This window comes from Aquitalea denitrificans, assembly GCF_009856625.1.
In the GTDB taxonomy this organism is placed as follows: domain Bacteria; phylum Pseudomonadota; class Gammaproteobacteria; order Burkholderiales; family Chromobacteriaceae; genus Aquitalea; species Aquitalea denitrificans.
The window spans coordinates 1,141,984-1,154,090 of the sequence record NZ_CP047241.1; the positions used below are offsets into that span (position 1 = coordinate 1,141,984).

Annotated in this window: 9 protein-coding genes; 2 read left to right on the top strand and 7 right to left on the bottom strand. The window is 59.4% G+C overall.

Features of this window, described 5'->3' with window-relative positions; genetic code table 11:
• Nucleotides 1–58: 58 nt before the first annotated feature.
• The gene (locus GSR16_RS05225; RefSeq protein WP_159875474.1) at nt 59–982 is read left to right on the top strand and encodes a DUF808 domain-containing protein; all 924 of its coding nucleotides are present in this window, start codon (nt 59–61) and stop codon (nt 980–982) included.
• 1 nt (nt 983) lies between these two features.
• On the opposite strand, the gene GSR16_RS05230 is transcribed toward GSR16_RS05225, so the two are convergent.
• Nucleotides 984–1,457: an Lrp/AsnC family transcriptional regulator gene (locus GSR16_RS05230; RefSeq protein ID WP_159875475.1), complete on the bottom strand. Its 474-nt coding sequence runs from the start codon at nt 1,455–1,457 to the stop codon at nt 984–986.
• Nucleotides 1,458–1,595: 138 nt separating this feature from the next.
• Here GSR16_RS05230 and phhA point away from each other — a divergent pair, with 138 nt between their 5' ends.
• Nucleotides 1,596–2,489: a phenylalanine 4-monooxygenase gene (gene phhA / locus GSR16_RS05235; protein ID WP_159875476.1), complete on the top strand. Its 894-nt coding sequence runs from the start codon at nt 1,596–1,598 to the stop codon at nt 2,487–2,489.
• A 78-nt stretch (nt 2,490–2,567) separates the two neighbouring features.
• On the opposite strand, the gene GSR16_RS05240 is transcribed toward phhA, so the two are convergent.
• From GSR16_RS05240 to GSR16_RS05265, 6 genes are all read right to left on the bottom strand, one after another.
• Complete coding sequence (locus tag GSR16_RS05240) at nt 2,568–4,469, bottom strand: diguanylate cyclase (RefSeq protein ID WP_159875477.1); 1,902 nt, start codon at nt 4,467–4,469, stop codon at nt 2,568–2,570.
• Entirely contained in the window at nt 4,462–5,547 is a 1,086-nt protein-coding gene (locus GSR16_RS05245; protein WP_159875478.1) for an HD domain-containing phosphohydrolase, read from the bottom strand. The genes GSR16_RS05240 and GSR16_RS05245 overlap by 8 nt, the downstream gene beginning before the upstream one ends.
• Nucleotides 5,548–5,550: 3 nt before the next feature.
• Nucleotides 5,551–8,292, bottom strand: coding sequence for a hybrid sensor histidine kinase/response regulator (locus GSR16_RS05250; RefSeq protein ID WP_159875479.1), 2,742 nt, complete (start codon nt 8,290–8,292; stop codon nt 5,551–5,553).
• A gap of 108 nt (nt 8,293–8,400) precedes the next feature.
• Complete coding sequence (locus tag GSR16_RS05255; protein WP_159875480.1) at nt 8,401–8,769, bottom strand: response regulator; 369 nt, start codon at nt 8,767–8,769, stop codon at nt 8,401–8,403.
• Nucleotides 8,766–10,454 carry a sensor histidine kinase gene (locus GSR16_RS05260; RefSeq protein ID WP_159875481.1) on the bottom strand — a complete coding sequence of 563 codons (1,689 nt, stop codon included), beginning with the start codon at nt 10,452–10,454 and terminating at the stop codon, nt 8,766–8,768. Before GSR16_RS05260 ends, GSR16_RS05255 begins: the two co-directional genes overlap by 4 nt.
• Nucleotides 10,455–10,709: 255 nt before the next feature.
• Nucleotides 10,710–11,531, bottom strand: a complete 822-nt coding sequence (locus GSR16_RS05265) for a hypothetical protein (RefSeq protein WP_159875482.1) — start codon at nt 11,529–11,531, stop codon at nt 10,710–10,712.
• Nucleotides 11,532–12,107 lie beyond the last annotated feature (576 nt).

Sequence of the window (12,107 nt, forward strand, 5' to 3'; positions counted from 1 at the left end):
CTGCCAATAACAGTGGCGGCCCACCGGGCCAGCTGCATCAGGATGTGAAGGAAAAATCATGGCGGGAGCCAGCCTGTTAACCTTGCTTGACGATATTGCTACCGTGCTGGATGACGTGGCGGCCATGACCAAAGTGGCCGCACGCAAGACTGCCGGTGTATTGGGGGATGACCTGGCGCTGAATGCGCAGCAGGTGGCCGGGGTGCGTGCCGAACGCGAACTACCGGTGGTATGGGCGGTGGCACGTGGCTCGCTGCGCAACAAGGCCATTCTGGTACCGCTGGCATTGGCGCTCAGCGCCTTTGCGCCCTGGGCGGTGATGCCATTGCTGATGCTGGGTGGGGTATATCTGTGCCTGGAAGGCATGGAAAAGCTGGCGCATCCCTTGCTGCATGGCAAGGAAGAAGACGCCGCCCATGAGGACGAGCTGGAAGCCATGCTGACCGACCCGGCCATCGATCCACTGGCGATTGAGGCCGAAAAGGTAAAGGGTGCCATCCGTACCGATTTTGTCCTGTCGGCGGAAATCATTGCCATCACGCTGGGTACGGTGGCCAGTGCTGCATTTACGTCGCAGCTGGTGGTGCTGGTAGGTGTGGCATTGATCATGACCGTGGGGGTATACGGTTTTGTCGGCCTGCTGGTGAAGCTGGATGATATCGGTTTATACCTGTTGCGCCAGGGGGGCCAGCTGCGCAGCCTGATCGGCCGTGGCCTGATCCATGGCATGCCCTGGCTGATGAAGGCACTGGCGGTGATTGGCACCGTGGCCATGTTCATGGTGGGCGGCGGCATCATCAGCCATGGCTGGCCGGCGCTGCATCATGCCATCGAGGGTGTGGTGCATCCGCTATCGCATCTTCCCGGCATTGGTGCGGTATCCCGCCTGCTGCTGCCAGCCATTCTGGATGTGCTGGTGGGCATGCTGGCCGGTACGCTGGCATTGAGCGCACTGCTGGGCTGGCAGCGCCTGCGCCGCTGACTCAGCTGCGCGTGTGCGGCAACGGCAGTTTGCTGGTGTGCTTGATGGCGTCCAGGATGATGGTGGACTTCACACTGCGCACCAGCGACAGCTGCATCAGCCGGTTCATCACGAAGCGCGACAAGGAGGGCAGGTCCTCCACCACGATGCGCAGCAGATAGTCGGCCTCGCCGGCGGTGGCATAACATTCCAGTACTTCCGGCAGCGCATCGATGGCCTGGGCGAATTCGCGTAGCGAACTCTCGCTGTGGCGTTCCAGGCTGACATGGGCAAAGGCCATCACCGACAGGCCGATTTTTTCCGGCAGGATGTTCACCTGATAACCCTGTACCACACCATTTTCTTCCATGCGCTGCAGGCGGCGGCCAATCTGTGAGGCTGACAGGGCAATCTGCTGGGCCAGCTTCTGATGGGTGCTGCGCGCATCCTGCTGCAAGGCCTGCAAAATCTGCCAGTCAAAACGATCCAGTTCCATTTGTGCAGTTTCTCCGCGTGGTTTGATTGTTTTATGCGGGAAGTATGCAAAAAATCAGCAATAATGGCAAAACTTGCGGACCTGCCGCACGCGGCAGCTTCTACACTGAAAGCATCCCCACCTACCGGATGTGCCGCCATGAACGAGCGCAGCAATTTCGTCGTCCCCGACATCACCACCCGCAAGAACCAGGGCCTGGGCCATGATGCGATCGACTACACCCTGGCACAGCCGCTGCAACGCTATAGCGCAGAAGACCACGCCACCTGGGCCACGCTGTACCAGCGCCAGAGTGCAATGTTGCCTGGCCGCGCCTGTGATCAATTCATGCAGGGCCTGCAGCAGCTGGAAGTGGACGCCGACCGGGTGCCAGACTTCGAGCGCCTCAACACCAAGCTGCTGGCTGCTACCGGTTGGCGCCTCGTGGCGGTACCGGGCCTGATTCCGGATGATGTGTTTTTCGAGCACCTGGCCAATCGCCGTTTTCCGGTGACCTGGTGGTTGCGCGAACCGCATCAGCTGGATTACCTGCAGGAGCCGGACGTGTTTCATGACCTGTTCGGCCATGTTCCACTGTTGATGAACCCGGTATTTGCCGATTACCTGCAGGCCTATGGCCAGGGCGGGATGAAGGCGAAGGATCTGGGTTTTCTGCCGGTGCTGGCCCGACTGTATTGGTACACGGTGGAATTCGGCCTGATCAACACACCCGAGGGCATGCGTATCTACGGTGCCGGCATCGTGTCCAGCAAGTCCGAGTCGCTGTACTGCCTGGATAGCGATAGTCCCAACCGTGTCGGCTTTGATCTGCAAAGGTTGATGCGCACCCGCTATCGCATCGACACCTTCCAGAAAACCTACTTTGTCATCGACAGTTTCCAGCAGCTGTTCGATGCCACCGCGGTGGACTTCAGCCCCATCTATCAGTCTTTGCAGGCCATGCCGGTGCTGGGAGCGGGTGATATCGATGCTGCCGACCAGGTGTTCCATGCCGGCAGTCGCGAAGGCTGGGCGGAAACCGACGATCTCTGACACACGCGTTGCGTGCATGAAAAAGGCCAGCGCCATCAGTGGCAGCTGGCCTTTGTCTTGTGTGGTTCTGCTCCTGACTCAGGGTGCGGCTTCCACCCGGTTGCGGCCGGTGCGTTTGGCCTGGTACAAGGCCTGGTCCGCCGCTTTGATCAGTGCTTCCACTGTACCGTGGGCAGTGGATTTTTCTGCCACGCCAATGCTGACAGTCAGGCTCAATGCCAGCCCGGAAGCCACCATATTACGGCTGGCCAGCGTGGAGCGGATGCGTTCTGCCACCTGTATGGCGGTGGCCAGCCGGGTATCCGGCAGGATGATGAGGAATTCCTCGCCACCAAAGCGGCAGATGATGTCGGTACGACGGCAGAACAGCCGCAGGATGCCGGCAAACTGCTGCAGGATGGTGTCGCCCACATCGTGGCCGTGCTCGTCATTCACCACCTTGAAGTGATCGATATCCAGCATCAGCGCAGAAAGAGGCTGCTGGCTGAGCTTGGCTTCGTCCCAGATCTGCGGCAGGTAGCGCATGGCATAGCGACGGTTGTACAGGCCGGTGAGGCCGTCGGTCTGGGCGGCCTCCTGTGCCAGCTGGTTGTCGATGGACAATTCTTCCAGATGGCGGCGCAGCAAGGCTTGTTCCTGGCGCAGGCTGCGCTGCTCCTGGATGATGCGCTGTCCGGCCTTGAGCCTGGCCTGCAGGATGCGCGGCGGTATCGGCTTGCTGATGAAGTCGTCGGCACCGCTGCTGAATACGGCGGCCAGATTGTCTTCATCATCCATGATGGTCAGCACGATGATGTAAAGCTGGCGTCCTTCGGGAATGGCGCGCAGGCGGCGGATCAGCTGCAGGCCATCGACCTCGGGCATGGCCAGGTCGGTAATCACCAGTTGCGGCTGTTTTTCCAGTACCAGTTCAAAGGCTTCCTGGCCGTTGGCGGCCACGTCAACCTGATGGCCCAGAATCTGCAGCAGGCGCTGCAGCATCATGCGCTGGCTGGCTTCGTCTTCCACCACCAGAATGTGCAGGGCTTCCTGTTCCTCTTCCGGCTCGGGCGGGCGCGGGGCGATCTGCTGGCGACGTTCCAGCAGCGAGAACGATTCCTGCTGTGGCGTGGGAATGGACAGCTGGGCATTCCATTCCCGCCATTCACGCAGTACTTCGTCGCACAGGCGCGGGAAGTGGCTGGGGTCAACCTCCAGCCGGCTGGCCTGCTTTTTCAGTTCTTCATAGCCGTGGATGCGGGCTTCGCCGGCAAGAAAACACAGATCAGCCAGACGCGTGGCCAGATGCAGACACAGGCACAGCCGTGCTGCGCGTGAGCTGTCTGCGTTGCTGGGCAGGAATGGGTCTTCGTGCAGTCTGACGGCATCGCAGAACATGGCCGGCAAGCCCCAGTCACGCAGCAAGGCGGTGGCGATGTCCAGGTGGTGGTAGCCAAAGCGCGCCTCTTCGTGCCGGGCCAGGCCTTGTGCATAGGGGCCACCCTGTTCCGCAATCAGCGCGCCATAGGCTTCAGGGTGCAGCGTGGCCATGGCCAGTTGGCCAATGGAAGACAGCATGCCGATGGTGAACAGCTCGCCGGGCGGGGCAATGCGCAGCTGGCTGCCCAGCAGTTGCATGGAGGCACCACAGGCCAGGGCGCGCGACCAGTGGAAATCGTAGTCGAATTCCCGGCACTGGCCACGGCGGTGTTCGGCTACCAGGGCAAAGGTGAGGGCAACCTGATGCACGGCATTCAGTCCGATGGACATCAGCACGTCCGGCGTGAGTGCCACGGCGGGGCGGCTGCGTACAAAGGAGGCCGAGTTGGCCAGCTTGAGCAGGCGGCCAATCATGACCGGGTCGGTGTTCAGTACCGCAATCAGCTCGGGCAGCGGCACATTGTTGTGCTCGCTCAGCTGCATGATTTTCAGCACCGTTCCCTTGGGCGAGGGCAGGTTGCCGCTGATTTTCAGTTCATTAAAGGTAGCAGCTTCAAGCATGTGGCGCTCCCGGTGGCTGGTGCGTCTGGCTGGCTGCCTCGTGTTCGTCGGCGTATTGCTGGCGGATGATCATGACGTCGGGCCACTGGGCAATGAGGGCATCGACACAGGCCGGGTCGAAGTGCATGCCCTTGTGGCTTTCCAGGTAGTGCCTGGCCTTTTCCAGCGGCCAGGCTTGTTTATAGGGGCGTGAGGAAGTTAAGGCATCGAAGACGTCGGCGACCGCCACGATGCGGCCCCACAGTGGAATGTCCGTGCCTGAGAGTCCTTGCGGGTAGCCGGTGCCATCAAATTTTTCATGATGGCTCAGTGCCACCACGGCAGCGCATTGCAGCAGCGGGGAGACCGAGCCGTTGAGTATTTCATGGCCAAACAGCGGATGCTGGCGCATGACCGCCATTTCCATCTCGGTGAGCTTGCCCGGCTTGAGCAGGATGGCATCCGGAATGCCAACCTTGCCGATATCGTGCATGGGGGCGGCTTCCTGCAGCATTTCCTGTTCTTGTTGCGGCAGGCCCAGCTGGCGGGCAATCAGGCGGGTATAGCCAGACATGCGCAGCAGGTGGGCACCGGTTTCCGGATCGCGGTATTCGGCGGCACGCGACAGGCGCAGGATGGCTTCCTTTTCGCGGGCACGGATTTCTGCCGTGGCCAGCTTCACTTCTTCCATCAGCCAGGCGGCACGGTTGGCCAGTTGCTGGCTGCTTTTACGCAGGGCCAGCAGGTTGCGCACCCGTACCGTCAGTTCCACCTTGTCCACCGGCTTGGTGAGAAAGTCACGCGCCCCCTGTTGCAAGGCCAGGTGGCGTACATCACGCTCGGTATCGGCGGTAACCATCACAACCGGTACCTCTTGCCGGTGCGGCAGGGCGAAAAAACGGCGCATGAATTCCAGGCCGTCCATCTCCGGCATCATGTAGTCCAGCAGGATCAGGTCCGGTTCGAACTGGGTACACCAGGCCAGCGCCTGCTGCGGGTCGGCAAAGGTATCCACGGTGACGCCATCCAGCCGTTGCAGGATGTGGCGCAGCAGCAGCAGGTTGGTGTCGTTGTCGTCCACCACGATGACATGAGACATTGCTCAGTCCTTTCCATAAGCGGCAATGAAGGCCAGCAGGGCATCCATTTCGCTTTCAATCTGTACTGCGATGCTGCGAATTGTTTCCAGATTGTTGTCTACTGCCGCGGCATGTAACTGTCCGGCAAGTGCCGCCAATACATCGGCGCCTACATTGGCAGCACTGCCCTTGAGCTCATGTGCCAGTTGGCGCAGTCCCTGGCCACCTTGCTGGATGTCCAGCCGCAGGCGTTCCCGCCAGCGCAGCAGGGAGTCGCGGAAGATATCCAGCATTTCGGCGATGCCGACCGGATCATCACCCAGGAATTCGGTAAGGCGCTGTACGGTGAAGCTGCTCGGCTGACTGACGGCGCTGGTGGCAGGCGGCGCGGCAGTTTCCGGATGCAGTGGCAGCCATTGCTGCAGCAGGGCCTTGAGTCTGGCGTATTCGATGGGTTTGGCCAGATAGTCGTCCATGCCGGCGGCGATGCACAGTTCGCGATCCCCTTCCATGGCATTGGCCGTCATGGCAATGATGGGCAGGTGCTGGCCTTGCGCGGCTTCGCTTTCCTGACGACGCAGGATGCGGGTGGCCGCATAGCCATCCAAGTGCGGCATCTGGCAATCCATCAGGATGGCATCGTAATGCTGTTGTTCCAGCGCCTGCAGCACTTCGCCGCCATGGCTGACCACATCTACCCGGTAGCCCAGCTTGTGCAGCATGCTGGCTGCAACGCGCTGGTTGACCGGATTGTCCTCGGCCAGCAGCAGCCGGTAATGATAATGCTGGTGCGGGACGGGATTGGTCGGTGCCATGGTGTCGGCTTGCGGGGTATGCAGGCGGATATTGCCCGGTGTCCATTGCACGGTCAGCGCATCCAGCAGGGTGGATTGCTTCATCGGCTTGTGCAGTACGGCAATGCCTTGTTGCAACAGGCTGGTCTTACGGTTGCCATCCTGCTCGTGCAGACAGACCACCATGGGAATGCCTTCCACTCCCAGTGTCTGCACCGCCTGTTCCAAGGTGGCATCCGACAGCGGCTCCACCAGTAACAGTACATCCGGGGTACTGTCGGCAGCAGCCAGCTGGCGCAGGGTTTCCAGCAACTGGGCCAGGCTGCCGGCACAGTGATGGGGCAGGGCCCAGCTATCCAGGTAATGGCTCCACAACTGCTGGTTATTGCTGCTGTCGCCGGCCAGCAATACCAGGTGCTGGCTGGGGGGCGTGCTGCTCTGCAGGCAGTAGTCATGACCGGTTGCCTGCAGCGGCAGGGTGATCCAGAACTCCGAGCCGACTTCGGGCGTGCTTTGTACGCCAATGCTGCCGCCCATGGCTTCGGCCAGACGCTTGCAGATGGCCAGCCCCAGTCCGGTTCCGCCATATTTGCGCGTGGTGGAGCTGTCTGCTTGCGAGAAGGGCTGGAACAGCCGGCTGCGGGCCTGGTCGGACAGGCCGATGCCGGAGTCCTTGACGCACAGGCGCAACATGGTCTGCTCGTCCCGTCCCTGTTCCAGGGTGGCGGAAACCAGCACCATGCCATGCTCGGTAAATTTGATGGCATTGGACAGCAGGTTCAGCAGGATCTGACGCAGGCGGGTAGGGTCGCCCAGCAGGCTGTCCGGCACCTCGGGCGTGGCGAAGCTGGCCAGTGTCAGCCCCTTGCTGTGTGCCTTGTTGGCCACGATGTCCACCGTGCCTTCCAGCAACTGGCGCAAGGAAAAGTCGATGTTTTCGATTTCCAGCCCGTCCGCTTCGATCTTGGAGAAGTCCAGGATGTCGTTGATGATGGACAGCAGGGTGTCGGCCGACATCTTGATGGTGCGGGCAAAATCGGATTGCTCGGCATCCAGCGGCGTATCCATCAGCAGGTCTATCATGCCGATCACCCCGTTTAGCGGGGTGCGGATTTCATGGCTCATGGTGGCCAGGAATTCACTTTTGGCCCGCGCTGCGGCTTCGGCGGCACGCGTGGCCTGCAGCATTTGCTGCTCGCGCTGGCGGATGGCGCTGATATCGGCAAAGGTGGTGACGCTGCCAACCAGTTGTCCCTGCAGCAGCAGCGGGGTATTGCTGACGCGCACTTCCACCGCCCGCCCATCCTTGCTGAAAAACAATTCCTCACTGGAACGGTATATGTCCTTGCGCTGCAATGCCTGATAGAGGGGGCAGTCTTCCAGCTCCAGAATGCTGCCGTCGGCACGGTGATGGTGAATGCAATCATGCACCTTCTGGCCGTGCAGCTCGGTAAAACGCCAGCCCAGGATGCGTTCAGCTTCCTGGTTCATGTAGGTCAGACAGCCCTGCATGTCCATGGCAATGATGCCGTCGTCCATATTGTCCAGCAGGGTGGAGAGCCACAGTTCCTGTTTCTTCTGCTGGGTGACATCGCGCAGCACCACTCGCAGGCGGTCTTTACCTGCCGCTGGTGGCAGGCTGCAGAAGCTGGCTTGCAAGGACAGTGCCTGGCCGACGCGGTCGGTCATCACCAGTTCGGTGGCCTGGGCCTGCTCTCCTTGCAGCACGCGCTGGCATTGCGCCCGGAATGCAGCCTGGCTGTCGCTTGCCAGCAACTGGTATACGTTTAGATCGCCAAGTTCTGCCTGGTTATAGCCCAGCGCCTGTTGCCAGCGGATGCTGGCGTACAGTATCCGTCCGTCTGCGGTGCAGTCTTGTACCAAGTCTCCCTGTTGCTCCAGTTGTTGCAGCAAGGCGTCATGCCAAGGCGTGCTGCTGCCCGCGAAGGCAGCCGTGCTGGTGTGCGACACGGGAAGGGACTGCTGTTGTTGTTCTTGCACGTTCAACTGTGTTCCACCGGCTATGTCTTGGGAAAGGGCGCTCATCGCATATTGTGCATGCCGCCTGGTCAATCGGCTTTATTCCGGGCTGGCCAGTGCGGCTACCAGACTGTCACGCGTCAGCGGTTTGGTGACGATGGCATTGAAGCCGGCCTTGAGCATGGCATCCTGTTCGTCACTCATGGCATGGGCGGTGTAGGCAATCAGGCGCAAGTCCTGCCAGCGCGGCTCCGCGCGCAGCTTGCGGCACAGCTCTATGCCACTCATGCCCGGCATGCTGATATCCAGCAGTACGCAGTGATAGTCGTGTTGTTGCAATTGCTCCAGCGCTTCGAAGGCGCTGGCGGCCTGATCTGTCTTCCAGCCCATGCGTTGCAGAAACAGGCCTGCCACCTTGCGATTGATTTCGTCATCATCAACGACAAGAATGGTGTCCAGCTTGCTCATGCTTGTTTTCCTTCCAGCGGAATGCTGACGTGGAATACCGTACCCACGCCGACTTGTGATTCAAAACCAACCTTGCCGGACATCAGCCGTATCAGCTCCTTCACCAGTGCCAGGCCCAGACCGGAACCGCTTTGGGTTCGGGTCAGGAAGGCATCTGCCTGGCGGAACTGCTCGAACACCAGTTGCTGCTGGTCGGCCGGAATGCCGCAGCCGGTATCGCGTATGTCCAGTTGCAGCTGGTGTGGACTGACTCTGGCATCAATCTGTATGTGGCCCTGCTCGGTAAATTTCACCGCATTGTGCAGCAGGTTGTTCATCACCTGCGTCAACTTGGTCCGGTCCAGCCTGACCGTATCCGGGCAGTCTGCCGCCTGTTGGTAGCTGAAGTCCAGTTGCAGTCCCTTGCCTTCTGCCTTGGGGCGGAACAGCTCCACCGTGTCGCGCAGCATATGGGCCAGGTTGACTTCAACAATTTCCATCGGCATGCGTCCTGCCTCGATGCGGGCCATGTCAAGAATGGAGTTCACCAGCGTCAGCAGATGTTGTCCGCTCTTGTGGATCATGCTGGCGGTTTCCAGATCGCCAGGATCGCTCAGCGAGGCCTGCAGATAGTCCGAACAACCCAAAATACCATTGAGAGGCGTGCGCAGTTCGTGCGACATGTGGGCCAGAAACTCCGACTTCATGCGGTTGGCTGATTCTGCTTGTACCTTGCTCTTTTTCAGGCGCAGCACCATCTGGTACATCACGAAGCCTGCCGTGCAGATCAGCAGGCTGACAATGGCGGCAACCAGGAAATAGGCATTGCGGTGTTCGTAAAAGTCGGCCATGGCCTCGTTCTCGCCCACCCCCATCAGCACCGCCAGCGGATAGCCGTCCACCGCCCGGAAGCTGACGGAGCGCTGCACATGGTCGATGCTGCTTTGCTGCTGATAATTGCCGCCATCCTTGCCCGGCCATTGCCGGAACAGGTTGCTGCTGCGGATATCCATGCCGATACCGGTGCCACCGGCACTGGTGCGCGCCCTGACAATGCCATCCTGGCCAACCAGTGTAACCACACCGGTTTTGCCGATATTGAGGTCTTTGTAGAAGTTGGTGAAATAGAAGGGGTCTACCGATACCACCACCACGCCGCCAAAACTGCCATCCGGCTTGTTGATACGGCGGGTGAATTGCAGCGACCACTTTTTCGATGCCCGCCCCTTCACCGGCTTGCTGATGAACAACTGCCCGCTATCCTTGGCGATATGCACCTTGAAATGTTCGCGGTCACTCAGGTTCATGCTCTTGGTATTGGGGACGCTGGACAGCTGCAGCATGCCATCCGGCCCGATAATGTACAGACCGACAAACAACTGGCTCTGGATGATGCCCTTGTCCAGATAGCTGTGGATGTCCATCTTGTTGCCTTCGGACTCGTACTGGTATTTCAGGAAGAGTACCGACTGGTCCACCGCACGGATGGTGCGGGAAATGTGTTCCTCGAACACCCGGACCAGGTTTTCGCTTTGCCGCTGCATTTCCAGCTGGCTGCGTACCTTGTCGGTATTCACCTGCCACAGCACCGTACTCCAGATCATGGCTACCAGGAACAGGCTGAACAGCGGAATCATCCACTCCAGGTTCAGGGCACCCAGGCCGTGCTCGAACAGCCGGGCAAGGCCGCGTTTCTCTTGTTTCATCTTTCCCCCGCTTGCTGTTTTCCAATTCGGAAACAGCCATTTCATTTTTTGTTGTACTGGCTGATGTTTAGGCCGCATGTCTTATTGTTTTTTCTGCTGCCGCATGTGTGGGGCAGGGACTGCGGCCTGTTTCCCTTCACCAGCCAGGCTCCATGCTAGCTGCCCGGTGCCGATTGCACTTTGACTTAGGGCATGCTCATGTTTTTTTATAGGATTCAACTTTTAAAAACGACAGCGATTACCGCAGGTATCAGATCAAATCACTGCCCAAAGCGCCAGCATCACGCCGATGATCAGCACACCCATCAAAATCTGCGAGGTATTGCGCTCCTTTTGCAGGGCCGATTTCATGCTGCTGTGAGCCGACTCCAGTAGCGCCACCTTTTCTTCCAGCGCCAGGCGAGACTCATCTTGCATTGCCAGTGATTGCAACATGGCTTCGCCGCCTACTTCCTGAATATGCTCCTTGTCCCATACGCCCAGCAGGCGGCTGATCTTGTCCTTGAAATACAAGCCGGTACGCTGTGCAGCATCCTGCCAGTCAAACTGGAAACCCTGGCTGGCGTAAAAGGCATTGCGGCGCAGTTTCTCTTCTTCGCTGGCATTGCCGGTAATGGCAATCATCCCCGGACTGATGGCGTAGTCGGGATAAATACCCTTGACCCAGGCAATGGTCTGGGCAAACAGAAAGGTATCCAGCCCTTGTCCGGCAAAGGCTTCGGTGCAGTTCACGCCATTTTTGGGGCCGAAGGTGACCGAGTGACTGGGGTGATCCACACGTACCCAGGCGCAGTTATAAGTGGTATGAAAGCGTGCATCATCATTGGCGTAATGTTGCCATTGATTGCCTTCTATCCTGGCAAAACCACGAAACTGCAGGCGGAAGAAATCTGATTGACCTGTCATGGCGCGGCTGCGGTGCAGGATGCCATAAATGGGCGCCGCGCTGGCACTGAGCGTCAACACCGTTTCCCCCAGCGGCATGGCCATGGTAGCGAGGGTGTTCTCGTTTTCCGGTGTGCGCAGTTCCGCTTCTGGCGGTGACGCGGGTTTATTGGTGTTGGCTGGCGTATTCATGCGCTAATCATAGCGTACTCATGCTGCAGCGTTGTGCAGGAAATCCTGAAATCAGTGCATGGCAGGCTTGTTGTTGGTGCGATGCAGCAAAAAATGTCGGTTTTTCCCGACGCCATGCCGGTAAAAAAGCTGGCACGGTGTTTGCATATAGGTAGGGGCATACCCGGTGGCGCCGGGTTTGCGAGTGAGTCTGTCCCGTTGCAATCTGCGGCTTTAATCGTGCATCAAGCCAGGCCTGGGCAATTTGCCCAGGCCCTTTTTTTGTTCACGCTGCGGTGGGGCAGGGGCTGACTTCCTGTTCTGTTCTGATTCCCTGTTTCCCTGTCCGACCAATTCCCACTTCTGCACAGTTTGTATTCGCAGATGCGGAGGATGATTTTCCAGCCGAGTCCGCCCGGCGCTAGGCGCGCCTGAACTCGCGATTTGCTAAGGTCAAATCGCACAAACATTGCAGGCGCTTAACACCTCGCTCCGACCACCCGTCGGCATGCTTGACGGGGCCCGTTAGTGCATTGGTGCGGTGCTAGCGGTAGCGAAACACGGTGTGGATGGAGTACTGATGCAGGCTAAGAATAT